The organism is Microbacterium sp. F1-18, assembly GCF_052921305.1.
Genome location: NZ_JBREVD010000001.1, coordinates 36,704 through 61,434 on the forward strand (window position 1 = coordinate 36,704; position 24,731 = coordinate 61,434).

General features: G+C 69.6%; 25 protein-coding genes. 5 read left to right on the plus strand and 20 right to left on the minus strand.

Going from position 1 to position 24,731, the window contains the following annotated elements; genetic code table 11:
* Positions 1 to 2: 2 nt before the first annotated feature.
* From ACU6RU_RS00195 to ACU6RU_RS00225, 7 genes are all read right to left on the minus strand, one after another.
* The gene (locus ACU6RU_RS00195) at positions 3 to 470 is read right to left on the minus strand and encodes a GNAT family acetyltransferase (RefSeq protein ID WP_446725603.1); all 468 of its coding nucleotides are present in this window, start codon (positions 468 to 470) and stop codon (positions 3 to 5) included.
* Entirely contained in the window at positions 467 to 1,453 is a 987-nt protein-coding gene (gene miaA / locus ACU6RU_RS00200) for a tRNA (adenosine(37)-N6)-dimethylallyltransferase MiaA (RefSeq protein ID WP_183045295.1), read from the minus strand. Before miaA ends, ACU6RU_RS00195 begins: the two co-directional genes overlap by 4 nt.
* Entirely contained in the window at positions 1,450 to 3,000 is a 1,551-nt protein-coding gene (gene miaB / locus ACU6RU_RS00205) for a tRNA (N6-isopentenyl adenosine(37)-C2)-methylthiotransferase MiaB (protein ID WP_120263103.1), read from the minus strand. The genes miaA and miaB overlap by 4 nt, the downstream gene beginning before the upstream one ends.
* A gap of 76 nt (positions 3,001 to 3,076) precedes the next feature.
* Positions 3,077 to 4,819 carry a choice-of-anchor G family protein gene (locus tag ACU6RU_RS00210; RefSeq protein WP_446725604.1) on the minus strand — a complete coding sequence of 581 codons (1,743 nt, stop codon included), beginning with the start codon at positions 4,817 to 4,819 and terminating at the stop codon, positions 3,077 to 3,079.
* Positions 4,816 to 5,577: a hypothetical protein gene (locus ACU6RU_RS00215; RefSeq protein WP_446725605.1), complete on the minus strand. Its 762-nt coding sequence runs from the start codon at positions 5,575 to 5,577 to the stop codon at positions 4,816 to 4,818. The genes ACU6RU_RS00210 and ACU6RU_RS00215 overlap by 4 nt, the downstream gene beginning before the upstream one ends.
* Before the next feature lie 16 nt (positions 5,578 to 5,593).
* Positions 5,594 to 6,217 (minus strand): signal peptidase I, encoded by a 624-nt coding sequence (locus ACU6RU_RS00220; protein ID WP_446725606.1) that lies wholly within the window; start codon positions 6,215 to 6,217, stop codon positions 5,594 to 5,596.
* Positions 6,218 to 6,221: 4 nt separating this feature from the next.
* Positions 6,222 to 6,911: a SipW-dependent-type signal peptide-containing protein gene (locus ACU6RU_RS00225; protein WP_446725607.1), complete on the minus strand. Its 690-nt coding sequence runs from the start codon at positions 6,909 to 6,911 to the stop codon at positions 6,222 to 6,224.
* Between the two features lie 292 nt (positions 6,912 to 7,203).
* On the opposite strand from ACU6RU_RS00225, the gene ACU6RU_RS00230 reads away from it, so the two are divergent.
* Positions 7,204 to 9,786 (plus strand): helix-turn-helix transcriptional regulator, encoded by a 2,583-nt coding sequence (locus ACU6RU_RS00230; RefSeq protein ID WP_446725608.1) that lies wholly within the window; start codon positions 7,204 to 7,206, stop codon positions 9,784 to 9,786.
* An 11-nt stretch (positions 9,787 to 9,797) separates the two neighbouring features.
* Here ACU6RU_RS00230 and ACU6RU_RS00235 read toward each other — a convergent pair whose 3' ends face one another.
* From ACU6RU_RS00235 to dapA, 9 genes are all read right to left on the minus strand, one after another.
* On the minus strand, positions 9,798 to 10,184 hold the full coding sequence (locus ACU6RU_RS00235) for a regulatory protein RecX (RefSeq protein WP_446725609.1): 387 nt from the start codon (positions 10,182 to 10,184) through the stop codon (positions 9,798 to 9,800).
* Between the two features lie 314 nt (positions 10,185 to 10,498).
* Positions 10,499 to 11,551 carry a recombinase RecA gene (gene recA / locus ACU6RU_RS00240; RefSeq protein WP_289331117.1) on the minus strand — a complete coding sequence of 351 codons (1,053 nt, stop codon included), beginning with the start codon at positions 11,549 to 11,551 and terminating at the stop codon, positions 10,499 to 10,501.
* Between the two features lie 278 nt (positions 11,552 to 11,829).
* Positions 11,830 to 12,054 carry a DUF3046 domain-containing protein gene (locus ACU6RU_RS00245; protein ID WP_120263110.1) on the minus strand — a complete coding sequence of 75 codons (225 nt, stop codon included), beginning with the start codon at positions 12,052 to 12,054 and terminating at the stop codon, positions 11,830 to 11,832.
* Between the two features lie 15 nt (positions 12,055 to 12,069).
* A complete protein-coding gene (locus ACU6RU_RS00250; RefSeq protein WP_120263111.1) occupies positions 12,070 to 12,390 on the minus strand; it encodes a helix-turn-helix domain-containing protein in 321 nt (106 codons plus the stop codon).
* Positions 12,391 to 12,547: 157 nt separating this feature from the next.
* Positions 12,548 to 13,093: a CinA family protein gene (locus ACU6RU_RS00255; protein WP_446725610.1), complete on the minus strand. Its 546-nt coding sequence runs from the start codon at positions 13,091 to 13,093 to the stop codon at positions 12,548 to 12,550.
* Positions 13,090 to 13,662, minus strand: coding sequence for a CDP-diacylglycerol--glycerol-3-phosphate 3-phosphatidyltransferase (pgsA, locus tag ACU6RU_RS00260; protein ID WP_120263113.1), 573 nt, complete (start codon positions 13,660 to 13,662; stop codon positions 13,090 to 13,092). Before pgsA ends, ACU6RU_RS00255 begins: the two co-directional genes overlap by 4 nt.
* Positions 13,663 to 13,678: 16 nt before the next feature.
* Positions 13,679 to 16,399: an FtsK/SpoIIIE family DNA translocase gene (locus ACU6RU_RS00265; protein WP_120263114.1), complete on the minus strand. Its 2,721-nt coding sequence runs from the start codon at positions 16,397 to 16,399 to the stop codon at positions 13,679 to 13,681.
* Between the two features lie 48 nt (positions 16,400 to 16,447).
* On the minus strand, positions 16,448 to 18,124 hold the full coding sequence (locus ACU6RU_RS00270) for a ribonuclease J (RefSeq protein WP_120263115.1): 1,677 nt from the start codon (positions 18,122 to 18,124) through the stop codon (positions 16,448 to 16,450).
* 51 nt (positions 18,125 to 18,175) lie between these two features.
* A complete protein-coding gene (dapA, locus tag ACU6RU_RS00275; protein WP_120263116.1) occupies positions 18,176 to 19,153 on the minus strand; it encodes a 4-hydroxy-tetrahydrodipicolinate synthase in 978 nt (325 codons plus the stop codon).
* Positions 19,154 to 19,289: 136 nt separating this feature from the next.
* Between dapA and ACU6RU_RS00280 the strand changes: the two genes are divergently transcribed.
* On the plus strand, positions 19,290 to 19,829 hold the full coding sequence (locus tag ACU6RU_RS00280) for an NUDIX domain-containing protein (RefSeq protein WP_446725611.1): 540 nt from the start codon (positions 19,290 to 19,292) through the stop codon (positions 19,827 to 19,829).
* 31 nt (positions 19,830 to 19,860) lie between these two features.
* On the opposite strand, the gene thyX is transcribed toward ACU6RU_RS00280, so the two are convergent.
* Positions 19,861 to 20,613, minus strand: coding sequence for an FAD-dependent thymidylate synthase (gene thyX / locus ACU6RU_RS00285; RefSeq protein ID WP_289331115.1), 753 nt, complete (start codon positions 20,611 to 20,613; stop codon positions 19,861 to 19,863).
* A gap of 65 nt (positions 20,614 to 20,678) precedes the next feature.
* Here thyX and ACU6RU_RS00290 point away from each other — a divergent pair, with 65 nt between their 5' ends.
* From ACU6RU_RS00290 to ACU6RU_RS00300, 3 genes are all read left to right on the plus strand, one after another.
* Positions 20,679 to 21,122 (plus strand): thioredoxin family protein, encoded by a 444-nt coding sequence (locus tag ACU6RU_RS00290; RefSeq protein ID WP_120263119.1) that lies wholly within the window; start codon positions 20,679 to 20,681, stop codon positions 21,120 to 21,122.
* 120 nt (positions 21,123 to 21,242) lie between these two features.
* Positions 21,243 to 21,668 carry an OsmC family peroxiredoxin gene (locus ACU6RU_RS00295; RefSeq protein WP_023951786.1) on the plus strand — a complete coding sequence of 142 codons (426 nt, stop codon included), beginning with the start codon at positions 21,243 to 21,245 and terminating at the stop codon, positions 21,666 to 21,668.
* Positions 21,661 to 22,575 carry a TIGR01777 family oxidoreductase gene (locus ACU6RU_RS00300; RefSeq protein WP_183045386.1) on the plus strand — a complete coding sequence of 305 codons (915 nt, stop codon included), beginning with the start codon at positions 21,661 to 21,663 and terminating at the stop codon, positions 22,573 to 22,575. Before ACU6RU_RS00295 ends, ACU6RU_RS00300 begins: the two co-directional genes overlap by 8 nt.
* Before the next feature lies 1 nt (position 22,576).
* On the opposite strand, the gene ACU6RU_RS00305 is transcribed toward ACU6RU_RS00300, so the two are convergent.
* The 3 genes from ACU6RU_RS00305 to ACU6RU_RS00315 are packed head-to-tail and all read right to left on the minus strand — an operon-like array spanning position 22,577 to position 24,670.
* Positions 22,577 to 23,026: a tetratricopeptide repeat protein gene (locus ACU6RU_RS00305; RefSeq protein ID WP_289331113.1), complete on the minus strand. Its 450-nt coding sequence runs from the start codon at positions 23,024 to 23,026 to the stop codon at positions 22,577 to 22,579.
* A complete protein-coding gene (gene dapB, locus ACU6RU_RS00310) occupies positions 23,023 to 23,838 on the minus strand; it encodes a 4-hydroxy-tetrahydrodipicolinate reductase (protein ID WP_120263122.1) in 816 nt (271 codons plus the stop codon). Before dapB ends, ACU6RU_RS00305 begins: the two co-directional genes overlap by 4 nt.
* A gap of 10 nt (positions 23,839 to 23,848) precedes the next feature.
* Positions 23,849 to 24,670, minus strand: a complete 822-nt coding sequence (locus ACU6RU_RS00315; RefSeq protein ID WP_289331111.1) for a TSUP family transporter — start codon at positions 24,668 to 24,670, stop codon at positions 23,849 to 23,851.
* Positions 24,671 to 24,731 lie beyond the last annotated feature (61 nt).

A 24,731-nucleotide genomic window follows, 5' to 3' on the forward strand; every position in this document is an offset into this window, starting at 1 on the left:
GCTTAGGCGGGGCCGCCCGGGCCATCGACGACGAGGCGTTTGCCGGTCGACCACACGGTGAACGGCTCGTAGCCGAGCTCGTGGTAGAAGCCGCGCACCGCTTCGTTCTCGGGCCGCACCATGAGCTGCACCTTGGGGCATCCCATGGCCTCGAGAAGGCGCTCGGCCTCCGCGACGAGCAGGCGTCCGACGCCCTGCCCCCGTTGCGAGGGCGCCGAGGCGAGGTAGTACAACCAGCCTCGGTGGCCGTCATAACCGGCCATCACGGTGCCGACGATGACATGCGCGGTCCCGTCGACAGGCTCGTCGACGGCCACGAGGAAAAGTTCGGGTTGAACCGTCAGCTTGCGCCTGATGTCGGCACGCGGATCGTTCCAGGGGCGGGTGAGGCCGACCTCATGCCACAGCTGGACGACGGCATCCTCATCGTCGGGAGCGAATGCGCGCATCGTGATACTCACGGGTGTCATCCTCTCGCATCGATGACGGGCCCACCCGCCACGGCGGAGTCGACGAGCGCGCCCGCATCCGTCGTGCGAGGGTCGACCCAGCGGACATCGTCGTACCGCTTGAACCACGACACCTGGCGGCGCGCGTAACGCCGCGTGAGGGCCTGCGTCTCGGCGATCGCCTCCTCCTCGCTCGTGTCGCCGCGCAGCTGCGCGAGCGCTTGCGCGTAGCCGATGGCGCGACCGGCGGTGGCACCGCGCTCGAGACCCTGCTGCCGCAGGACGGCGACCTCGTCGACCAGGCCGGCCGCCCACATCCGCTCGACGCGCGCATCGAGGAGCGGCACGAGCTCGTCGCGGGGCACCGCGGTGCCGATGATCCGGGTCCGCGGCGACCAATGCTCGGGCGCCTCGGGCAGGGCTCCGCCATGGGTTCGCCCGCCCTGCGCGAGCACCTCGAGCGCGCGCACGATGCGGCGGCCGTTCCGCGCGTCGATCCGCTCGGCTGCTGCCGGGTCGGCGGCACGCAGCCGCGCGAACAGGTGCCCGGCACCGTGGCGCTCGAGCTCGTCCTCGAGGCTCGCGCGCAGGCGTTCGTCGCGCGGCGGGAAGCGGAAGTCGAACAGCACACTCGAGGCGTACAGTCCCGAGCCGCCGACGAGGATCGCGTCGGCGCCGCGACCACGGATCTCCTCGATCGTCCGGCGCGCGACCTCCTGGTACCACGCGACGGCGGCTTCCTGCGTCACCTCCAGCGCGTCGAAAAGATGGTGCGGGATGCCGCGGCGTTCGGTCTCGGGGATCTTCGCGGTGCCGATGTCCATGCCGCGGTACAGCTGCATAGCGTCGACGTTGACGATCTCGGCCGACCGGCCACGTGCGACGAGTGCTTCGGCGAGGTCGAGCGAGAGACCGGTCTTGCCGGTGCCCGTCGCCCCGAGAACGGCCCAGAGGATCGGCGCTCCGTCAGCCGGGGCGGAGTCCGGGGCCGGCGCCGCGGTCACACCCCGACGCGCAGAGACGGCAGACCCAGCGACACCGCGCGCGGGCCGGCATCCGTCGATGCCGGAGCCGGTACCCCGCACGACTCGGCGAGCGAACGGTCCCAGGCGTCGCCTGCTCGCGTGCGTCGGATGCGCAGCGGCGATCCGTCCGTGCTGTCGGCCAGCAGGTGGAACGGGGCCGCGTGCGTCACCGTCACGGTGACGACGTCTCCCGGTCGCGGCGTCTCGGAGCCGCTGGGCAGCTCGAAGTGCACCAGGCGGTTGTCCTCCGCGCGGCCGGTGAGACGGTGCGTCTCGGCGGCCTTCTTGCCCTCCGCGGAAGACACCAGCACGCGGACCTCGCGGCCGACCTGCTTCTGGTTCTCCTCCAGCGCGATCCGGTCCTGCAACGCGACGAGCCGCTCGTACCGCTCCTGCACGACCGCCTTCGGCACCTGGTCGGGCATCGTCGCGGCGGGCGTCCCCTCGCGGATGGAGTACTGGAAGGTGAAGGCGCTCGCGAAGCGCGACTGCTCGACCACCCGCAGCGTGTCTTCGAAGTCGGCTTCGGTCTCGCCGGGGAACCCGACGATGATGTCGGTCGAGATCGCCGCGTGCGGAATGCGCTCACGCACACGGTCGAGGATGCCGAGGAACTTCGAGCTGCGATACGACCGGCGCATCGCTTTCAGGATCCTGTCGGAGCCCGACTGCAGGGGCATGTGCAGCTGCGGCATGACGGCGGGCGTCTCGGCCATCGCGTCGATGACGTCGTCGGTGAACGCCGCCGGGTGCGGGCTCGTGAAGCGGATGCGCTCGAGCCCCGGGATCTCACCCGCCGCGCGCAGGAGCTTGCCGAACGCCTGACGGTCGCCGAACTCGACGCCGTAGCTGTTGACGTTCTGCCCCAGCAGGGTGACCTCGATCGCCCCGTCGTCGACCAGCAGGCGGATCTCGTTCAGGATGTCGCCGGGACGGCGATCCTTCTCCTTGCCGCGCAGGTGAGGAACGATGCAGAACGTGCACGTGTTGTTGCAGCCGACCGAGATCGACACCCAACCGCTGTAGACCGAGTCCCGCTTCGTCGGCAAGGTGGAGGGGAAGGTCTCGAGCGATTCGAGGATCTCGAGCTCGGCCTCGCCGTTGTGACGTGCTCGCTCGAGCAATCCCGGAAGGGCGCCCATGTTGTGGGTGCCGAAGACGACGTCGACCCACGGAGCCTTCTGCTGCACGGCGGTCTGGTCCATCTGCGCGAGGCAGCCGCCGACCGCGATCTGCATGCCCTCGCGCTTGTCCTTGACCGACTTCAGATGGCCCAGGGTGCCGTAGAGCTTGCCGGCGGCGTTGTCGCGCACCGCGCACGTGTTGATGACGATGACGTCGGCGTCGGTGCCGGGATCGGCGGGGAGATACCCCGCGCTCTCGAGCGATCCGGAGAGCCGCTCGGAATCGTGAACGTTCATCTGGCAGCCGAAGGTACGCACCTCGTACGTACGCGCGCGGCCATCGGCGGTGCGCGCGGCGAGTGACGGCGCGATGAGGGTGGGTGCGCTCGAGGGAGTCGACATGATTCCCTCATTCTACGATCGCGCTCGTGGGGTCGACCCGCGCCGGTCGACCCCACGAGTGGTCACACGTGCGACGTCAGGGTGCCGTGACCGGACCGGCGCTCGCCGTGGCGAAGGTGGCCGCCGCCAGACCGCCGAGGCCGTCCGCGAGTCCGAGCCGGAGCGCCGCGACACGGTACTCGGCCGTCGCGTCGCCCGACGCCGCGATGAAGGTCGCGTCCGGCGGGGCGTTGGGCTGATCGGGCTGCACGTTGACCATGAGCGACACGACCGACGGCAGCGCGTCGACCACCCCTCCGAGCGCCGAGATCACTGCGGTCACCGCCGTCGCGAGCGTGCCGCCGAGCGTCGTGAGCGCCGCGGTGATCGTGGTCGTCAGCGTGTTCGCCAGCGTCGAGACGAGACCCGAGCTGAGCCCTCCGACTGTGTTCAGCAGCTGCGTCACGGTGGGCAGGCCCAGCGCGCTGAGCAGGGTGTTGATCGGCCCGACCAAGCCCGCCGCCTCCGCGTCGATCGTCAGCACCGCCGTCCCGTCGAGCAGCGATCCGAGCGGGCCGACGAAGCCGACGTCGGCGGTCAGGACGTTGAGCCCCGGCAGGATACCGATCCCCGGCGCGGCCACGACGGCTTCGAGCGCCACGGTGACCGTTGCCTCACGGAGCTCGGTGGTGAGCGCGGCGACGATCTGCGACGTCCAGTTGTCGAGCAGCACGCCGGCGCGATCCACGATCGGGTTCAGCACCGCAGCGTTGAGGACGACCTCCGTGTTCGGTGCGGCGTCATTGAGCGAGGGAAGAAGAGCGTCGAGATCGACGTCGATCGTGCCCGCCTGCAGGTCGATCGTGACCACGCCGTCGGTGAGCGGTGTGTTCAAGAGCGTGGACACCGATCCGAGGAGGTCGAGTCCCGTGATCGAGACGTTCCCGCCAACCGTCGTGGTGAGGACGCCGGGGATTCCCGCGTCGATTCCGGCTCCGATGGTCGAGCCGATGAGCCCGCCCGGCCCGGTCAGCTGCCCGACCACACCGGCGAGCGTGTTCACCGCGGTGGTCGTGGTGCCCACGAGGCTCTGCACGACGGGCGCGTCCAGCTGCAGGCCGAGACCTGCGATGCCGTAGTCGCGCATGACGGCGCTCGCAGGTGCTGTCTCTCCCCAGAGCTCGTCGCGCAGCAGCGCGCACCCGTCGATCTGCGAGCTGGCCGCGACCGCACCGATCTCGAGGTTCGCGTCGGCGATGCCGGTGACCGCCGGAAGGATGCCGCTGAGCCCGACCCGCGCCCGCGCGGGCAGCGATGCCGGCGGCGTCGTGTCCGACACGAGCACGGCGCCGGAGTCGTTGACGAGTCCCGACGCGCCCGCGACGGAGCCGTCGGTCGCGACGTTCGCGTACTGGTTGACGGCTCCGAGGGCCGCTCCCGGCAGTCCGACGGTGAAGCCGGTCAGATCCACGTTGATGGCGCTGAGAGCCGTGACGTCGAACGGGTTGGCGTAGACGTAGGAGTCGGGCGGGGCGGATCCGAGGTCGATCGCATCGCTCGGCGACACGGCGACGTCGCCCGCGCCATCGAGGGCGAGGGCCATCTGCTCGAGCTCGGCGATCGGGTCGAGGTCGAGTCCAAGCAGGGAACCGCTCAGGAACCGGCCGGATGCGACGGAGGCGAAGCCCGTGCCGTCGGTGCAGTCGAGCGTCGACGTGCCGACCTCGCCGTGCACCCACTCCGAGCTGTTCCACGCCGCTGTCGTCGCGGTGACGGTCATCGGCACCCCCACGATGGCCACCGCGGCGATGGCAACCGCGGATCGGGTTCGAATCTTCATGCGCGGGCCTCCCGGCGGTGCAGGCGCAGGGCGAGGCCTGCGGCGAGGAATCCTCCGGCGAGCGCCAGGACGGCGGCCAGAGCGGACAGGTCGCCACCGGTTGCCGGCAGCCCCGGCATCCCGGTTCCCGGAGGCGCAGGCACCGGCGGTTGCACCACCGGTGGCACGGTGTCATCGATCGCCACCGCGGTGAGGGCGAGATCGGTGTCGCCGGTGAGCCCCATGAGGGTGGTGTCGGCGCGCGCCTCGGGGCTGTCCTCGACCCCGAGGGTGACGAGGAGGCTGACCGGCGCGTCCGCGGCGAGGGCGGGCAGGTCGAAGCTCGGGCTCGAGAACCGGTAGTCGTCGGCCGGCGTCGCCACCGTCAGCGGCTGTGCACCGGATGCGCAGACGGGCGCGTCGGGCAGGCCCGTCCATTCCTCGGCGCATGACTGCACGGTGACCCGAAGGCCGCGCGGGTGTGTGACGAGGTCGCCGTCCTTGCGCAATTCGAGAGCGAGGGTCGCGCTCGACGCATCCTCGAGCCGGGCCTGCACCTGCCACGCCCGGGTGTCGCCGGGGCTCAGATCGCGGAACTCCGCGGGATAGGGGTCGGCGGCGAGCACGAGGCGTCCCGGGGTGCCCGTCTCGGGCACCTCCACGAGCGCCGCGTTGGCGACGCCGGCCAACAGCACGGTACCGGTCACCAGGAGCGCGACGGAGCCCGCGGCAGCCGTGACGACGGCGGCGCGATGACCGTGCGACGATGCACGTTTCATGAGTGGTTCTCCTTGTTCAGGTCTCGTCGCCATCGACATCGACATCGGCGTCGGCGTCGGCGCGCGTCGGAGTTGGCCAGAGCGCCCAGGCGATCGCGAGCGCGATCAGGATGCTGGCCGCGATCATCACGATCGGTGTCTGCGCCCACAGGACGACGGACCCGAGCACGGGCACCGCCACGAGCACGCGCGGTGCCTGATCGACAAGATACGTCTGACTGTCGGCGAAGCCGTTGTCGTCGCCTCGGAGCGTCAGTTCGCGTTCCTCCGGGGCAGCCGCCACCTCGTCGATGGCGACGATGCGGTGGGTCACCGGCTGCCCGGTGTCGGGGCGTGGGACCGTCACGACATCACCGACGCGCAGCTCGGCCGCGGGCGTCAGCTGCGATACCGCGGCCGTTCCGACCGGCATGGTCGGCGACATCGACCCCGTTACGAACACGACGATCGAGAGACCCCAGATCCACGCGGCCAGGAGCCAGGCGATCGTGGCGATGCCGACCACGCCGACCAGCGTGATCACGACATCGCGCAGCCGGTCGAGCCGGGAGGAACCGACGGGCACGGTTCCTCCCGGCTCTGCCGGATCGCCGCCGTCCCGTGCCGCGTGAGCGTCGTGGGTGATGGCGTGCGTCGACATGGGGTCAGGACTCCGCCTGGAACTCCCAAGCGGGGGCGACGGTCAAGCCCATGTAGTCGTCGATCGTCGTTCCCGGGGCGAGCGTCAGCGGGTCGGGAAGCGAGATCTCGAAGCAGTACACCTGCGTGCTGCCGGCGTCGGCCGTCAGCGACTGGCTGGCACTACCGCCGGTCGTCGCGAGCGGCCCGTCAGCGATGAGCGTTGCCGTTGCGCCCGCCGCGAAGGCCGTCGCATCACAGGTGAAGGCGGCCGCATCGGTCGCGACGCGCACGTTCAACGCATCGAAGAGCAGACCCGCGGTGTCGTTCGCCGTGATCCCCGCGGCCGGCACGGCCGCCTGCAGCTCGACATCGCCTGCGACCGAGTCGGGCGCCGTGCGGAGCGCGACAGCGGCGTACACGGTGTCGCCTGGGGCGAGATCGAGGGCGTCGGGGCCGAACACGATCTCTCCCCCGGGGTTCGCGGGCTCGTTCACCCAGTCGGCTGCCGTGGTGAAGGGCGCGACGGTGTTCTGCTCGACCGAGAAGGTCGATGTGCCTACTCCGGCCCCACCAGCACCATTGCCGCCGAAGACCCATTCGGTGTCGGTCCAGGCTGCGAGCGTCGCCGTGACGCCCAGCCCCAACGCCGCCCCGCCGGCGGCGATCGCGAAGACCTTGCGGCGGGTCGTCCCCCGTGTGGTCGCAGTGTTCATGTTCGGAGTCCCCTCGTGTCGACCGGCCTCGTGTCGGCCGGTTCCGGTGTGGTTCGAGGCGACGCTAAGGGGGCGTGACAGCCCGGCGACAGCTGTTCCCCGCCGCCCCGGTGGTGAAATGCGTAGCGAGCCCGCGTGCACCGCCGTCCGGCCACGGGGGCGCCAGGAGGAATCAGTAGACGCTCAGTGCAACCTCAGTAGTCCGAATGCTGTCTACCGATGGCCCGGTTCGGATCGTCTGGGTAGGTTGTGACCGAAAGCCATGTCTCGCTGGGGAGAGGAGCTGGGGTTCATGACTCAGTGGGAGCACTCGGAACGGTCGCCACGGACGTATCACGAGAATGATGAGGTCGTCGGGGACGGGCGCGATCCGAATGCCGTCGCCGACGCGCTCCTCGGCGGCCGGTCGATCGTCATGGGCGGGCCGCTCGGATCGGGGAAGAGCTTTCTGCGCGCACGCGTCGTGAACGTTCTCCGGCAGCGGGGATCCGATCCGATCATGGTTCGGGCGTCGGCCGTGCTGCGCCACACGTACGCGAACGTCTTCGAGGCGGCATCCGACGCGCGCGCCCGGGCCCTTCTCCGCGATGACCCCGTCCCCGCGTCGACGATCATCGTGGTCGATGACGCGCAGGAGCTCGACGCCGCATCCCTCGCCGTTCTTTTCCGCGCCGTTCATTCGGGGCGGGCGACCGCCCTGATCGCGGTGACCGAGCCCCGGCTGCCCACGAGCAGTCGCGACGGCGTGGTCGATGTCATCCATGACCTGTGGCTCACCGGCAACGCCGACCGGATCGAGCTCCCGCGCCTCTCTCCGCGCGACGCGGATCGACTCCTGACTCTGTTCGCACCGCATGAGCCGTTCGACAGCGTGACGCGCGCGGCGCTCCTGTGGTCGGCCGACGGCTCGCGGCTTTTGCTGCGCGCGCTCGTCGACGCCGGCCTCGCCGCGCTGACCGAGGGCCGGGATCCGATTGTCGCCATCGCCGACGGCGCCTCGCACGGTGCCCTCGCCGCCGTGCTCCACGCTCACGTGCGCGACCTCGACGACGAGCAATTGCGCGCTCTCGTCCTCATCGATCGAGCCCCGGGCATCACCCGCGCCGACGCGACCCGGCTCGTACCCGTCGCCGTGGTCCACGAACTGCGGGCCGCGGGGCTGGTGTACGACGACGGCAGCACGAGTCACCGCCTGACCGCGAACCGGGTGCTGGCGCGGGCCGCAGAGCGGGCGCTGGGAAGAGAACGATCCGAGGCGGTCATCTCCGACGCGCTCGAACGTCTCCTCCGCGACGAAGGTCGCTGGTGGAGCACACCGCTCGCGCGCCTCCTCGCAGACCAGTGGATGCGCACCGTCACCCGTCCCGCCGATCTCGACGGCGTCGCGCCGGAGTTCATCGAGCGGGTGGTGCTCGATGCGGCACGTGTGGCCAACGACACCGGCGACGCATCGGATGCCGCTGCGTACGCCGCCTGGATGAGGACCGACGTCGCCGTTCCCGCGATCGTGCTCGAACAACGCTTCGCCACGGAGAGACTCGGAGCGCGAACCACGGATGAGTCGCTGCTCGACCTCGCCGTGAACGAGCGTCGGAGGGCGCGCACACTCGTCACGTTCCCCTCGGTGGACGACACGGCGACGGCGCCCGATCTCGGGAGTGCTGGGGCCCCCGACGCCCTCGCCAAGTCGCGTCAGGCCGTCTCCGACCTGCGACTGCGAGACGCCGTGGTGCTGACGGAGCACGTGCGCCGCGATCCGGCAACGTCGTTCCTACGCGACCGCATCGATGTCGAACTGCTGGCCGGCATGGCCCGCGCCTACCTCGGCGAGACCACCGCGATGCGCGAGGCTCTGAACCGTGCGATGCGCATGTTCACCTCTGGTGCGAGCTTCGACGACGCACTCGACCGCATCGCGGCCAGGTCATACGATCTCGCCTGTCGGACGGTAGCCGGGACGGACGACGCCGAGGCCGTCGATCGTTTGGCCTTCGAGCGCGACATGGCGGTGCGAGCAGGCGGGTCAGCGCTCGCTGCCGCCTCGCTCGCCGCGGTGCTGGTGGAGATCAGACGTGGGCGGGTGCTCGCGGCCCGGCGCGAGCTGCACGCCGCAGCGGCGCGCGCTCCGTACCGGGGCGGTGAGTCGCTCTCGATGATCGAGCTCGAGACCGCCTACGGTTTGGCCGTGTTCGGGTACCCGCTCGAGGCGCAGGAGACCCTCGCTGCCGTCGAGATGCCCGCCGCCGCGAGCCGGATGCTGCAGCATTCCTTCGCCTCCACGTCGTCGGTCGTGGCAGCTGCGAACGGGAATATCGACGAATCCCGCTCCCACGCCGCCGATGCGTGGACGCTCAGCAGCATGACGGATGCCGTCATGCTTCAGATCCGCGACGCGCATCGTCTCGCCGTCCTCCGCCACTCCCTCGCGGAGCAGGTGCTCGCAGAGATGCGGCCCGTCGTCGAACGCATCGAGGCGCCGACCGCTGATGCTCTCCTTCGCGATGCCGAGTCTGCCACAGCCGGGGCAAACGAGGTCGCGCCACCGCCGGAGAGGATGCTTCAGCGCCTCCGCGCGGCTTTGTCGGTCCGCAACGACATCGACGAGCCCGGCGAGGCCCCGACCTCCCTCCCCACGAGATCTCTGACCGCACGCGAGCGCGAAATCGCGCAGCTCGTCGAAGAGGGTCTGTCGAACCGACGGATCGCGGAGGCCCTGTTCGTGTCCGTGCGCACGGTCGAATCGCACATCTATCAGGCGCGCGCCAAGGTCGGAGCGGCATCACGAAGCGAGCTGGGCGCGGCCGTAGCCCGTGAGATCCGAGCACTCAGAGGAGAACGGGCCGCCGCCACCACGCAGATGAACGCGCGAGGCTGACGGGCGGGCGCTCAGTCCTCGTCGCCGGCCAGCGCCTGACGGGCGGCATCAAGCGCCACTGCTCCTCGGAAGCCACGGCGCGCGAGCTGCCCGTGCAACCGACGCAAAGCGACGTCATGATCGAGGCCGGACATTCCACGGGCTCGCTGGCGGGCGAACTCGAGCGCCCGCTCGGCCTCGTCGTCAGGCAACGACGCCATAGCGATGTCGATGACCTCGCGGTCGAGCCCCCGGCGGGCCAGGGTCTGCGCCACCGCCGTCGCGCCCTGCGCCTTGCGCCCGAGCGCTCCATCGAGCAGCTGCTCGGCCAGGCGGGAGTCGTCGAGATAGCCGTTGTCGAGGAATGCGGTGATCACGGCCTCGGCCTCACTCTCGTCGAGTTCGGCTCCACGCAGCACGTCACGAGCTTCTCGGACCGACAGCGACCTACCGCGTAGCCGTTTGAGCAGCGCGCGCTCGGCGCGCGCGCGTCGCTCCGACTCGTCGGTCGGCCCCTCGGGAGCCCTATCGCGAGGAGTCGTTCGCCGCGTCGGAGACCCGCCCGACGCAGCGTCTCGAGGTTCTGTCGTCCACGTTGTATGCCATCGCGAGCTGCCGTCCGCTGCTCTCCCGCTGTCAGGACGGGGTTCGGGGACGGCGACATCCGCTGTACCGAAGAGGGGGATGATGGGGGCGAGGCGGTCGGCGTCGCCCCCATCATGATCCGAACCGATCACGCCGGGCGGCGGGCCGCGAGGTCGTCTGCTGCGGCCGGAGCCGGGGCAGCGGGCTGACCGATATCGAGCTTCTGCTTGATCTTGTTCTCGATGTCGACGGCGACGTCGGCGTTCTTGAGCAGGAAGTTGCGTGCGTTCTCCTTGCCCTGTCCGAGCTGCTCGCCGTCGTAGGTGTACCAGGCACCCGACTTCTTGACGATGCCGTGCTCGACGCCGAAGTCGATGAGGCTTCCCTCGCGCGAGATTCCTACCCCGTAGAGGATGTCGAACTCGGCTTGCTTGAAGGGCGGCGCCATCTTGTTCTTGACGACCTTCACGCGCGTGCGGTTACCGACGGCCTCGGTTCCGTCCTTGAGGGTCTCGATGCGGCGGATGTCGAGGCGGACCGATGCGTAGAACTTCAGCGCCTTACCACCCGCCGTCGTCTCGGGCGAGCCGAAGAAGACACCGATCTTCTCGCGCAGCTGGTTGATGAAAATGGCGGTCGTCTTGGTCTGGTTCAGACCACCCGTGAGCTTTCGAAGGGCCTGCGACATGAGACGCGCCTGCAGGCCGACGTGCGAGTCGCCCATCTCGCCCTTGATCTCGGCCTCGGGAACGAGCGCGGCGACGGAGTCGATGACCACGAGGTCGATCGCGCCGGAGCGGATCAGCATGTCGGCGATCTCGAGCGCCTGCTCACCCGTGTCGGGCTGGGAGACCAGCAGCGCGTCGATGTCGACGCCGAGCTTCTGCGCGTAAGACGGGTCGAGCGCGTGCTCGGCGTCGATGAACGCGGCGATACCACCCGCGCGCTGCGCATTCGCGATGGCGTGGAGAGTCAGCGTCGTCTTACCCGACGACTCCGGACCGTAGATCTCGATGATTCGGCCACGCGGGAGCCCTCCGATGCCGAGCGCCACGTCGAGGGCGATGGACCCCGTGGGAATGACCTCGACCGGTGCGCGTTCGTCGGAGCCCAGGCGCATGACCGAGCCCTTCCCGAACTGACGGTCGATCTGGGCGAGGGCCGATTCGAGGGCCTTCTCACGGTCAGCGGGTGATGGCATGGCGTGCTCCTTATGCTCGCGTTTCCGACGCCTGTAGGCTGTCGCGCTCTCGACTCGGTGCCGGGATGCTGCGACAAGGCATGGTGTGTCTCTCGACGCTGCCCACGGTACGGAGGGCCTCCGACATTCATCGACGGCCGACCCGCATCCGAGGAACCTCGCCGGGAGGAACCACCTGTGCAGGACACTACGCTCGTTTCGAACGGATATTCGACGACACGCCGCAGAATCTCCGCGGACGTCGAACACGCGCCGGCTGCGACCACGGCGCCGCCCCCTCAGCGTTCGCGCGGGTCCAATCGACCGACGCCGTAGCGTCGGGACTCGGGCACGTCGGCCTCGAGGCACAACGCCAGCCAGACCGCTCGGGGCGGTTCGCCGGCGTCGAGCGCCTGACGCGCCGTGCGATCGCCGAGCGGCCCGAGAGCGAGATCGTCGATCAGCGCCGGGCCGCGTCGGCCGAACTCCGCCTCGACGGCGCGGTCGAACTCACTGCGACGCATCGATGCGAGCGGTGATCAGTGCAGCGAGAGCTCGGGCGCGATGAGGTCGCCGTCGAGACCCGCGATGTCGTCGGGGACGACATCCGACAGCACCGGAAGCCCCTCGAGAACCGAGATGCGGTCGCCCACCTCGCGCATGATGCTCGAGATCGGGACGTCGAGCGCCTCGGCCACGGAAGCGAGGATCTCGCTCGAGGCCTCCTTCTGGCCGCGCTCGACCTCGCTGAGGTAGCCGAGCGCCACGCTCGCGCGGCTGGCGACCTGTCGGAGGGTGCGGCCCTTCTGCAGACGGAGGTCACGCAGAACGTCGCCGATCTCCTGTCGAACCAAGATCATCTCGGACCCCCTCCTTCGTCGTGGTGCTCGCTCGTCCCGGGTGGACAACGGTATCTCATCAGCACGCCACCCTAGCTCGCTCCCGCTGTGGGTCGCATGAGAGTTGACACGCGCTGATCACGATGACAAGAACGACGTCGGTGCCATGCGTATTCCGTCACAGCGCATCGAGCGCCAACCGGATCGCGCGGGCCGAGGCCTCGGCTCGGATCTGCGCCCGATCGCCCTCGAGCTGCAGGCTCTCGATGCGCACGCCGAGCGCGGTCGCGACGGCGATATGCACGGTTCCGACGGGCTGACCGTCGGGCGAGCCGGGGCCGGCGATGCCGGTCGTCGCGATGCCGACGTCCGCAGCTGCAGCCCCGGGCCCCAGGGCGCCCCGGGCGCCTTCGGCCATCTGGCGGGCGACGCGCGGGTGCACCGCGCCGTGAGCATCCAGAAGTGCGCCGTCGACGTGGAGCAGTCGTTGCTTCAGTTCCGTCGCATAGGCGACCACTCCCCCGCGCACGACGGCCGAAGCCCCGGAGACGGCGACGAGCTCGGCGACAACGAGTCCGCCCGTCAGCGACTCGGCGACCGCGAGGGTCCATCCGAGCTCGCCGAGCCGCTCGATGAGGCGCTCCGCGTCGGTGCGCCGACCGGTCGACACGAGCGTCGCCTCGACCTCGTCCGGGAGGTCGTGGACGTGCTCGCGAGCCGTCATGATCCCGCTCCGCGCCGTCTGGCTCCGCGGACCGCGGTGATGACGTAGTCGATGCCGCTGGCGACGGTGAGTACGACGGCGATCCACATCGCGATCGTGTTGACCACGTGGATCCAGTCACCCACGAGCGTCCACAGCGGGAGCAGGGCCAGCGAAAGCGCTACGGCCTGCGCGACGGTCTTGAGCTTGCCCATCCACGCCGCTGCCACGACGTGGTCGCCCGCGACGAGGAGGCGATGGACCGTGATCCCCAGTTCGCGCACGAGGACGACGATCGTGACGGCCCACGGCAGTTCTCCGAGCAGTGACAAGCCGACGAAGGCCAGGCCCGTGAGCACCTTGTCGGCGATCGGATCGAGCAGCTTTCCGAGGTCGGTGACGATGCGGTACTTGCGAGCGAGGTATCCGTCGATGCCGTCCGTCGCGATCGCGACGATGAAGAGCACACCGGCCCACCAGCGCAGGGCGCCGTCGGAACCGCCGTCGACGAGCAGCAGCCAGAGGAAGACGGGTGCGCACAGAATGCGCACGATCGTGATCGCGTTGGGCAGTTGCCTGGGGACCGTCACGGAGCGAGCCTATCCGTCAGTCGCGCCCGGTGAGACCCCACGCGTCTTCCGACGCGTCGTCGCCGTCGACGACCTCCAGCCCTTCGAACTGGGCTTCGACGGGGTCGACGGCAGCGGCCGCCGGAGCTGCCGGTGCGGGCGGGTCTTCTCCCCGCAGCCGTGCGAGGACGGCCGGGAGCTGGTCGGGGGTGACGAGGACGTCGCGCGCCTTGGACCCTTCGGACGGGCCGACGATCTCGCGTGACTCCAGGAGGTCCATGAGGCGGCCGGCCTTGGCGAACCCGACGCGCAGCTTGCGCTGCAGCATCGAGGTCGAACCGAACTGCGTCGAGACGATCTGCTCGGCGGCGGCGAGCAGAAGCTCGAGGTCGTCGCCGATGTCGGCGTCGATCTCCTTCTTCTCGGCGACCGCCGCCACATCGGAGCGATACTCCGGCTGCGCCTGCCCCTTGACGTGGGCGACGACCTTCTCGATCTCGGACTCGGCGACCCATGCACCCTGCACGCGAATGGCCTTGGACGTCCCCATCGGCAGGAAGAGCGCATCGCCCTGACCGATCAGGCGGTCGGCGCCCGGCTGATCCAGGATGACTCGGGAGTCGGTGACGCTCGTGACGGCGAACGCCAGCCGCGACGGGACGTTCGCCTTGATGAGACCGGTCACGACGTCGACCGACGGTCGCTGGGTCGCGAGCACGAGGTGGATGCCGCTCGCTCGCGCGAGCTGGGTGATGCGGACGATCGAGTCCTCGACGTCACGGGGAGCGACCATCATGAGGTCGGCGAGCTCGTCGACGACCACCAGCAGGTACGGGTACGGCTTCAGCACGCGCTCGCTGCCGGCCGGGAGCTGGATCTCGCCCGCGACCACGGCCTTGTTGAAGTCGTCGATGTGACGGAAGCCGAACGACGCGAGATCGTCGTAACGCATGTCCATCTCTTTCACGACCCACTGCAGCGCCTCGGCCGCCTTCTTGGGGTTCGTGATGATGGGCGTGATGAGGTGCGGCACACCGGCGTAGCTCGTGAGCTCGACGCGTTTCGGGTCGATGAGCACCATGCGGACGTCGGTGGGCTTCGCCCGCATCAGCAGGCTCGTGATCATCGAGTTCACGAAGCTCGACTTGCCCGACCCCGTCGATCCGGCCACGAGAAGGTGGGGCATCTTGGCGAGATTGGCGACGACGAAACCGCCGCCGACATCCTTGCCGACGCCGATGGTCATCGGGTGGGTCGACGAGGTCGCCGCGTTGGAGCGAAGCACGTCGCCGAGCGTGACGATCTCGCGGTCGGTGTTCGGGATCTCGACACCGATGGCGCTCTTCCCGGGGATGGGGGCGAGGATGCGCACCTCGTTGGAGGCGACGGCGTAGGCGATGTTGTTCGTCAGCGCCGTGATCTTCTCGACCTTGGTGCCGGGCCCGACCTCGATCTCGTACTGCGTCACTGTCGGACCGCGCGAGAATCCGGTCACCTTGGCATCGATCGAGAACTGCTCGAAGACGCCCGTGATGGCTCGGACGATCGCATCGTTGGCTTCTGACCGCGTCTTCGCCGGGGTGCCGGCGCCGAGGGCTGCCACCGCGGGCAGCCGGTACGGCGTAGCCGGGGGCTGCCCGTGGAAGTCGCCGCCGAGGCCCGTGAGCCCGGGCAGCTCTTCGATCTCGCCGGTGTCGTGGTCGTCGCGCACCGCGGTGTCGGCCGGCCGCCCGGAACGCGCGGCCGTGGCCGCCCGCTCGATGACGGAGGGGTCGATGATCTCGGTCGGCGCGTCGGGAAGCGGCGGCGGCGTGGCCACAGCCTGCTCGAATCCACCGGCGACGGAGCCGGCGACCGAAGGCCCGAGAAGCTCGGTGAGGTCTTGCGATGCGCTGCCGTCGTCGGGATCCTCTTCGCGACCGCTCTTGTTGCGACGCCACCACGGCAACGCGTCCTCGCCCTCGTCGGCATCCTCGTCAGCCGACGGTGCCGCCTTCTTGCCCTTCTTCGGCGAGAACGCCACCGTGGGGGCCTCGCCGTCGGGATCTGCGACGGGGCGTTCCGCCCCGAACATCCAGGCGTACAGGTCGCCGAGGCGGCTGCCGATACGGTTCGGCGGGGTCTTGGTGAGGATGAGGATGCTGAGGACCGTGACGAGACCCAAGACGGCCGCAGCCCCGTAGACGGTGAGGATGGTCAGCGGTTCACCCACCGCCCAGCCGAACAGCCCGCCGGACGCGCTCAGCTCGAGCGCGCCGGCCTTCGGCTCGGGGCGCGCGCCGAGAACGTGGCAGAACCCCGCCACCGAGAGGATGAACAGCCCGAACCCGATGCCGATGCGACCGTTGTCGTTGACCGACGCGGGATGCCGGAACAGCCATCCCGCGAGGAACAGCAGCAGGACCGGCATGATGAACGCCTCACGACCGATGAGGAAGCCGACCGTGTACGCGCTGACGAGCGTTCCGGCCTCGGTTCCGATCATGAACCACTCGACGGCCGCCCCCGCGATCGCGAGGAGGACGAGCAGGAACGGCAGCCCGTCGCGGCGCTGATCCTTCTCGAGCGTCTCGGGCCCGAACGCGCGGAACATGCCGCCGGTGGCGTGGGCGAGGCCCATCCATGCGCGCGCGATCACCGGAGGCCGCTCGGACTCATCGACATACCGCTTGGGTGTCGGTTCGCTCTTGCGGGCGCGCGAGGTCGACGTCTTCGCCGGTGCGCGGCGTCCGGAGGGCGCGTTCGTGCTCCTGGCCATTCCTCCACGGTACGCGGGGGTTCCCCCATTACCGCGGAACGACGCGGGTCAGGCCTCGATGACGACCGGGACGATCATGGGGCGCCGGCGCAGCGACTGGTTCACCCAGCGGCCGATCGTGCGACGGACGACCTGCGACAGCGCGTGGTTGTCGCGCGTCCCCGACTGCACGGCCTCTGCGAGAGCCGCCGCGATCTTCGGCTTGACGCCCTCGAAGACCTTGTCGTCCTCCGCGACACCGCGCGCGTGGATGTCGGGGCCGCTCACGACTCGTCCCGTCTTGCCGTCGACGACGACGATGACCGAGATGAACCCTTCTTCACCCAGGATCCGGCGGTCCTTCAGGTCGGCGTCGGTGATCTCGCCCACGGTCGAGCCGTCGACGTACACGAAGCCGATGTCGAGCTGGCCCACGACCTCCGCGACGCCGTCCTTGAGGTCGACGACGGTGCCGTTCTCCGCCAGGATCGTGCGGTCCTCCGGAACACCGGTGTCCTGCGCGAGCTTGGCGTTGGCCATCAGGTGGCGGTACTCACCGTGAACGGGCAGCACGTTGCGGGGCTTGAGGATGTTGTAGCAGTACAGCAGCTCGCCCGCCGCGGCGTGGCCCGACACGTGCACCTTCGCGTTGCCCTTGTGCACGACGTTCGCGCCGAGCTTGGTCAGCCCGTCGATGACGCGGTAGATCGCGTTCTCGTTACCGGGGATCTGACTCGAGGCCAGGATGACGGTGTCACCGGGACCGGGCTCGATCGCATGCTCGAGGTTGGCCATGCGCGAGAGCACGGCCATCGGCTCGCCCTGCGAGCCCGTGGACATGTAGACGATGCGATCGTCGGGCAGGTCCTTGGCCTTCTTGTAGTCGATGAGCACACCGTCGGGGACGTTCAGGTACCCGAGGTTCTCGGCGATCGTCATGTTGCGCACCATGCTGCGGCCGAGGAAGGCGACGCGGCGACCGTTCGCGGCCGCGGCATCCACGACCTGCTGCACGCGGTGCACGTGGCTGGAGAAGCTCGCGACGATGACGCGGCGCGGCGACTTGCTGATGACCTGGTCGAGCACGGGGCCGATCCCGCGCTCGGTCGGCGTGAAGCCGGGGACATCGGCGTTCGTGGAATCGACGAGGAAGAGGTCGACGCCCTCTTCGCCCAGTCGGGCGAACGCGCGGAGATCGGTGATGCGGCCGTCGAGCGGCAGCTGGTCCATCTTGAAATCGCCGGTGGCGAGCACGAGTCCCGCGGGGGTGCGGACGGCGACCGCGAGCGCGTCGGGGATCGAGTGGTTCACCGCGATGAACTCGAGATCGAACGGGCCGACCTGCTCTTCTTGTCCCTCGGCGACGGTGAGGGTGTAAGGACGGATGCGGTGCTCCTTGAGCTTCGCCTCGATGAGGGCGAGCGTCAGGCCCGAGCCGATGAGGGGGATGTCGCCCTTGAGCTTGAGCAGGTAGGGAACCGCTCCGATGTGGTCTTCGTGACCGTGCGTCAACACGACGCCGACGATGTCGTCGAGGCGGTGCTTGATCGGCTCGAAGTCGGGCAGGATCAGGTCGACACCGGGCTGGTGCTCCTCGGGGAAGAGCACACCGCAGTCGACCACGAGGAGCTTGCCCTCGTACTCGAAGACGGTCATGTTGCGACCGACCTCGCCGAGGCCGCCGAGCGGGTAGACCCGCAGCGTTCCGGGTTCGAGAGCGGGCGGGCTGAAGACGTTCGTGGGCATTGGCACGCTTCCTCGGGACGCCGGTGTATGCGGCATCCTCATCGTTTTCGTCTAGCGGGTCGTCCCGTGCACCTTGGGCAGCGCACCGCCGGCGGCGGCATTACGGTCGGGACGGAAGTTGGAGAAGTCGGCGCCGGGAACGCCCGAGACGAGGGCGAGCTCGTCCTCGATGATGGCGGCCTCCCACTCTTCGGGGCCGACGAGGGGCAGACGCACGCGCGGGCTCGAGATGCGTCCCAGGCCATGCAGGATGTACTTCGCACTGACGGTGCCCGGCACGTGGGTCATGACCGCGCGGACGAGTGGCTCGAGGCTCTTGTGCGCCTCGGTCGCGGCCGTGAGGTCGCCTCGATTCACCGCGTCGACGATCGTGCGGTACGGAGTCGCGGTGATGTTCGCCGTCACGCCGATGAGGCCACTGGCACCGATCGACAGGTGCGGCAGCACGTTGGCGTCGTCGCCGGAGAAGTACATGAGGTCGGTCTGGTTGAGCACGCGGCTGACTTCGCTGAAGTCACCCTTCGCGTCCTTCACCGCCAGGATGTTCGGATGCTTCGCGAGGCGGAGGATCGTCTCGTACTTGATCGGAACACCGGTGCGGCCCGGGATGTCGTAGAGGATGACGGGCAGGTCGGTCGCGTCGGCGACGAGGCGGAAGTGCGTCAGGATGCCGGCCTGGGTGGGCTTGTTGTAGTACGGCGTGACGATCATGATGCCGTCGGCCCCGGCCTTCTCGCTGGCCTTGTAGAGCTCGATCGCGTGCGCGGTCTCGTTCGAGCCGCCGCCGGTGATGATCTTCGCGCGGCCGGCCGAAACCGACTTGCCGACCTCGACGAGGCGGAGCTTCTCGGGGTCGGTGAGCGTGCTCGTCTCCCCCGTCGTGCCGGTGACGACGATGCCGTCGGCACCAGCGGTGATGACGTCGTCGATGTGCTTCTCGACGGCGGGCCAGTCGACTTCACCGTCGGCGGTCATCGGGGTGACCAGCGCGACGAGGACCTGTCCGAAGGGATTGCCCGAGTGCGTCATGGTCTCAGGGTATCGGTTCCGCCTCTGCGACGCGGCGGCGACGGGCCGACGCCCGGTCGCCGATACGTCCGTAGGTCGGGCGGTACTGATGGCGGCGCGGCGCGGCGCCCGGCGCCCGGCGCTCTAGGGTGGCGGCATGGCGTGGACGACCCGGAGCACCCGCACGACGTACGAGAACCGTTGGATCTCGGTCCGCGAAGACGAGGTGACCGGGCCGGCGGGCGACGGCATCTACGGCGTCGTCGAGATGCGGCATCCGGCGGTCTTCATCGTGGCCGTCGACGAGCACGACCGGGTCTGCTTCGTCGAGGTCGACCGCTATACGACCGGACGTTCGCTCGAGGTCCCGGCGGGCGGGAGCGACGGCGAGGACCCGCTCGTCGCCGCGAAGCGGGAACTCCTCGAGGAGACGGGCCTCACGGCCGACCTATGGCAGCCCATCGGCCGGATGAACGCCCTCAACGGCATCGCCGTGGCGCCCGAGCACGTCTATCTCGCGCGCGGGCTGCGGCCGGCGGAGGACGCCGCCTCGTCTCAGCTCGAGGAGGGCATCGAACGGGTCGTGTGGCTTCCCTTCGCCGACGCGCTGCGTCACGTCGCCGACGGCAGGATCGACGACGGTGAGACCGTCGCCGCGCTCGCCTATGCGGGCATCATCCTGGGCCGATTCGTCTGAGCCCGACCGGAGGGCGCCGCAGCCCGGCGCGTCAGGGAGCGACGCGCCCGTTCGCGTTGAACGCCGCGTGGGTGAGCGGCATGAGCTCGCGCCAGACGGTCTCCATCTTCTCGGCGCACATCTCGATCTCGCGCTGCGGGAACGACGGGAAGTGCGTTCCCTCGACCTTGGTGCGCAGCGACAGGAAGTTCATCAGCGAACGCGCGTTGACGGTGACGTACATCGACGAGTAGATGTTCAGGGGCAGCACGATGCGGGCGACCTCACGCGCGACGCCGGCCTCGAGCATGCGCCGGTAGGCCTCGTACGCCTGGATCGAAGCCTGCCGCGTGGTCTCGTCGACCACGGCGAACTGCTCGTCGGTGCCGGGCAGGAACTCGTACGCGCCGGGCTTGCCGACCTGGTTCAGGTTGCGCTCACGACCGGGGACGTAGAACACCGGGCGCAGCTCGCGGTAGCGACCCGACTCCTCGTTGTAGGAGGCCATGCGGTGACGCATGAACTCGCGGAAGACGAAGATCGGCGCCTGCACGTAGAAGGTCATCGAGTTGTGCTCGAAGGGCGAGCCGTGGCGGTCGCGCATGAGGTAGTTGATCAGGCCGCGGTCGCGGCCGGATGCCTCGGTGCCGGCGGCGGCGGCATCCAGGGTCTGCTCCCCCTGGGTCGACACGCGGGCCGCGAACAGCACGTCCGAGTCGGCGGCGCTCGAGCGGACGAGCTCGACCGTCACATCGCTGCGGAACTCGATCTCGGGACTGGTCGGGGTCTGCTCGGCGTCGCTCACAGCTTCAGATTACCCCCGGCGCCCGAGTGCTCCCGGCCTGCCGCGAAGGTCTACTGTGGGCTGTTGTGGAACTCTTGGCGGTGGCGATCGTCCTGGCGGGCCTGTTAGCGGTAACAGGTGCGATCGGGGTCATCCTGCGCTGGCGCGCCTCACGCCCGTATCCGATCCCCCGTTTCGATGTCGTCGATCCGCGTCGGCTCGGCGCGGAGCCCGACGCGCTCGGCCGCACGGCGACCCTCCTCCAGTTCAGCACCGAGACCTGCCACCGCTGCCCGGCCGTGCACCGCACCCTCGCGGAGATGGCGCGCGACAGCGACGACATCGTCCACCTCGACGTCGATGTGACCGACCGCCCCGACATCGCGCGTCGCTTCCAGATCTCCCAGACGCCGACGACGCTCGTGCTGGATGGGCGAGGCGTCGTGCGCACGCGCTTCGGCGGCGTGCCGCGACGCGATGTCGTGCAGCTCGAGATCCTACGGCTGCGCTCCTCGTCCGCCTCGGTCTGAACAGACCGCCGGAACCTGTCAAGACGTTCCGACCGGCGCCCCGCCGACCTAGGCTCGACGCAAGCGCACCCCGCGCCGTCTCGAAGCGGCACCCGCTGCCGCCCGGTGAAGAGGAGAGTCATGAGCGTCACGAGCGAAGCAACCACCAGCTGGAAGGGCAGCCTGACCGAGGGATCGGGCCAGATCGCCCTTGAGAGCTCGAACCAGGGACCGTTCGAGGTCAATTGGAAGGCTCGGAGCGAAGGCTCCAGCGCCGTGACCACTCCCGAGGAGCTGATCGCCGCCGCCCACTCCTCGTGCTTCTCGATGGCCCTTTCCCACGCCCTCGCCGAGAACGGAACGCCGCCCGAGTCGGTCGAGACCACCGCATCGGTCACCTTCATCCCGGGCACCGGCATCACGGGTTCGCACCTGAACGTCAATGCCGTCGTCCCGGGCCTGTCGGCCGAGGACTTCGACCGGCTGGCCCAGGAGGCGAAGAGCGGATGCCCCGTCTCGGCAGCCCTCGCCGGCATCGAGATCACCCTCGAGGCCACGCTTGGCTGATCAGGCCCCCGGGGGCCGTGTCGTCGTCGCGGGCGCGTCCGGGCTGATCGGGCGCGCCCTCGTCGACTCGCTGCGCGGCGATGGCGTCGCGGTCACCCGGCTGGTCCGCCGCTCCCCCGTCGCCGCCGACGAGGTCCAGTGGTTCCCGGGCGAGCGCCCGCTCGACCCGGGTGTCCTCGACGGCGCGCGGGCCGTAGTGGGGCTGAACGGTGCGAGCATCGGCCGATTCCCGTGGACGCGCTCGTACAAGCACGAGCTCGTGTGGTCGCGACTGCTCCCGACGGAGACCCTCGCCACCGCGGTACGCGCCCTCGGCTCGGATGCCCCCGCCTTCCTGTCGTCGTCGGCCGTCGGCTATTACCCGACCCGGCCCGGCGTGCGCATGACCGAGACAGCGGCTCGGGGCGACTCCTTCCTCGCCGATCTGTGCGGCGAGTGGGAGGCGGCGGCGCTGACCGCTCGTGAGCGGGCACGGGTGGTCCTCCTGCGGACGGCGCCGGTCGTGCATCCCGAAGGTGTGCTGAAGCCGCTCATGCTGCTGACGCGGGCGGGCCTGTCCGGACCGATCGGTCGGGGCACGCAGGTGTGGCCCTGGATCTCACTCGTCGACGAGGTCGCCGCCATCCGACACCTCATCGACGCAGACGTGGCCGGCCCGGTCAATCTCACGGGGCCGACGCGCGCGACGGCGAACGACCTCGGTTTCGCCCTGGCCATGCGGATGAACCGCCCCTACCTGGTCCGCGCTCCCGAGTGGGGGCTGCGGCTCGTGCTGGGACGCGATGCCACCGAGGCGCTCCTGACCAACGACACCGACGTGGCGCCGGCGGTGCTGCAGAAGTCGGGCTTCGTGTTCACGCACGAGCGCGTCGAGGACGCGATCCGAGCGGTCGTCCCGCCCCGCTGAATCAGCCGCGTCGCCCAGCGCGCTCCAGCGATATCGCGGTACGCACCGCCTGGCGTGCGCGCCGTCGATCGCCGGCACCGTCGTAGGCGAGGCCCAGTCGGAACCAGGCGCGCCAGTCGTCGGGCGCCTCTTCGACGGCTTCGCGGTATCGCGGGAACAGCGCGTCCGCCTCAGCACGGTCGGGACGGCCGCTGGGCGACAGGTCGACGCTCTCTTCCGGCAGAGCCGACTCTTCTTCGAGGCGCCGGGCGAGTCGCGACGCGCTCGCACCGAACGTCAGCTCACGCCAGAGCGCCCAGGAAGCGATGATCGGGAGGACGATCAGCGCGATACCCATCGCGACGCCCACGGGTTCCCCCGTCATGACGAGCAGGACTGCCCGCTGCGCGACGAAGACGATGTACAGCGCCAGCAGCGCTGCCATGATCAGTGTCAGGATGCGGGTGCTCATGCTCCGGTGACGCGCGCGACCTGACCGGGGACGTCGCCCTCGTCTCCCGGCGCTCCGGTCGTCGAGCGCGACGGCGGACGGATGCCGATGTCGATGAAGCTGTCGAGACCGACCGTGATCCCCCGGGCGTCTCGGGCCGCGTCGAGGGCGATGCGGATGCCGGGTTCGTACGCACGTGCAGGATCGACCGTGTCGTGCACGATCGACAGGGCCTCGCCCGGTCCGGAGAGGATCGTCTCCTGACGGGCGACGACGCCGGGCCGACGAAGCGAATGGATCGGGACGCTGGCGACCTTCTGGCCGCGCGCGCGCTGATCCGCGTGCGGCGACTCGACCGGCCCGACCCCGGCGCGGGCGGCGGCGATCAGCTCGGCGGTGCGGACCGCGGTGCCACTCGGCGAGTCGACCTTCGTTTCGCGGTGGGCCTCGATGATCTCGATCGACGGGAAGAGCGCGGCGGCCGCCGCAGCCAGCGCGCTGCCGACGACCGAGCCGAGCGAGAAGTTGGGGATGAAGACGACTCCGACCCCGGCGGCGTCGACCACCGGCCGAACCTGGGCGATGCGCTCCTGCGACCAGCCCGACGTCCCGACGAGCACGTTGATACCGCGTTCGACGGCCGCCCGGACGACGTCGGTCGAGACGGCGGGCGTCGACGCGTCGACGACGAGGTCGGCGCCGTCGAGCTCGTCGAGACTGCTGCGGCTCGTCAGGACCGCCGAGATCTCGAAGCCGTCGGACGCCTCGATGACGTCTCGGATGATGCCGCCGAGCTTTCCGGTGCCGCCCACGAGGGCCACGCGCGTGGTCATGGCGACCAGCCTACGCGGGCGCGAACTGCATGAACGTGTCCCAGGCGAGCTTGACCACCAGGACCGACAGGACGACGAGGAACACGATCCGAACGAACCCGCTGCCGTTCTTCGTCGCCATACGCGCGCCGATGAACCCGCCGGTCATATTCGCCACGGCCATGACGACCGCCAGCAGCAACAAGATCTCACCGTGGACGCCGTAGACGAGGAGCGCGGCCAGGTTCGTCGTGAGGTTCGCGATCTTCGCGTTGACGCTCGCCTGCAGAAAGCCGTAGCCCAGCACGGCGACGAGCAGGATGACGAAGAACGAGCCGGTGCCCGGACCGAGGATGCCGTCGTAGAACCCGACCACGACGCCGATGACCGCTGAGCGCCAGATGATCGCGCCACGCGATTCGTGGCGCGGCTCGTGGTGCAGGCCCATCTTGGGTTTGAGCAGCGTGTAGATCGCGACCGCGACGACGGCCACGAGGACGATCGGGGTGAGGAGTTCCCGGGGAACGTAGCGCGAGAGTGCGGCGCCCGCCGCCGACCCTCCGAAAGCTCCCCCGACGAGCGGCACGAGCAGCACGAGTTGCACGCGGATCCGCCGCAGGTAGACCCAGCTCGCCGACAACGTGCCCGCGAAAGACGACAGCTTGTTCGTCCCGAGGATGAAGGGGGTCGCGACATCCTTCGGCACGCCGATGACGAGGGCGGGAAGCTGGATCAGCCCTCCCCCGCCGACGACCGCGTCGACCCAGCCTGCCACCCCGGCCGCGACGATCAGGAAGATCAACGCCGAGACGGAGACCGGAAGCCAGTCGGCGAGCAGAGGACCATCGAGCACCGATCGATTCTCCGGTTCAGTGCCCGCCGCGTCCAATCGGCAGCGCGTGAGCGGGCCGCGA

Bases quoted from the DNA above. Each gene is read 5' to 3' on its own strand.
- ACU6RU_RS00195 (WP_446725603.1), bottom strand. From the start codon at position 470: ATGACACCCGTGAGTATCACGATGCGCGCATTCGCTCCCGACGATGAG.
- miaB (WP_120263103.1), bottom strand. From the start codon at position 3,000: ATGTCGACTCCCTCGAGCGCACCCACCCTCATCGCGCCGTCACTCGCC.
- ACU6RU_RS00210 (WP_446725604.1), bottom strand. From the start codon at position 4,819: ATGAAGATTCGAACCCGATCCGCGGTTGCCATCGCCGCGGTGGCCATC.
- ACU6RU_RS00215 (WP_446725605.1), bottom strand. From the start codon at position 5,577: ATGAAACGTGCATCGTCGCACGGTCATCGCGCCGCCGTCGTCACGGCT.
- ACU6RU_RS00220 (WP_446725606.1), bottom strand. From the start codon at position 6,217: ATGTCGACGCACGCCATCACCCACGACGCTCACGCGGCACGGGACGGC.
- ACU6RU_RS00225 (WP_446725607.1), bottom strand. From the start codon at position 6,911: ATGAACACTGCGACCACACGGGGGACGACCCGCCGCAAGGTCTTCGCG.
- ACU6RU_RS00230 (WP_446725608.1), top strand. From the start codon at position 7,204: ATGACTCAGTGGGAGCACTCGGAACGGTCGCCACGGACGTATCACGAG.
- recA (WP_289331117.1), bottom strand. From the start codon at position 11,551: ATGCCATCACCCGCTGACCGTGAGAAGGCCCTCGAATCGGCCCTCGCC.
- ACU6RU_RS00245 (WP_120263110.1), bottom strand. From the start codon at position 12,054: ATGCGTCGCAGTGAGTTCGACCGCGCCGTCGAGGCGGAGTTCGGCCGA.
- ACU6RU_RS00250 (WP_120263111.1), bottom strand. From the start codon at position 12,390: ATGATCTTGGTTCGACAGGAGATCGGCGACGTTCTGCGTGACCTCCGT.
- ACU6RU_RS00255 (WP_446725610.1), bottom strand. From the start codon at position 13,093: ATGACGGCTCGCGAGCACGTCCACGACCTCCCGGACGAGGTCGAGGCG.
- ACU6RU_RS00265 (WP_120263114.1), bottom strand. From the start codon at position 16,399: ATGGCCAGGAGCACGAACGCGCCCTCCGGACGCCGCGCACCGGCGAAG.
- ACU6RU_RS00270 (WP_120263115.1), bottom strand. From the start codon at position 18,124: ATGCCCACGAACGTCTTCAGCCCGCCCGCTCTCGAACCCGGAACGCTG.
- dapA (WP_120263116.1), bottom strand. From the start codon at position 19,153: ATGACGCACTCGGGCAATCCCTTCGGACAGGTCCTCGTCGCGCTGGTC.
- ACU6RU_RS00280 (WP_446725611.1), top strand. From the start codon at position 19,290: ATGGCGTGGACGACCCGGAGCACCCGCACGACGTACGAGAACCGTTGG.
- ACU6RU_RS00295 (WP_023951786.1), top strand. From the start codon at position 21,243: ATGAGCGTCACGAGCGAAGCAACCACCAGCTGGAAGGGCAGCCTGACC.
- ACU6RU_RS00305 (WP_289331113.1), bottom strand. From the start codon at position 23,026: ATGAGCACCCGCATCCTGACACTGATCATGGCAGCGCTGCTGGCGCTG.
- dapB (WP_120263122.1), bottom strand. From the start codon at position 23,838: ATGACCACGCGCGTGGCCCTCGTGGGCGGCACCGGAAAGCTCGGCGGC.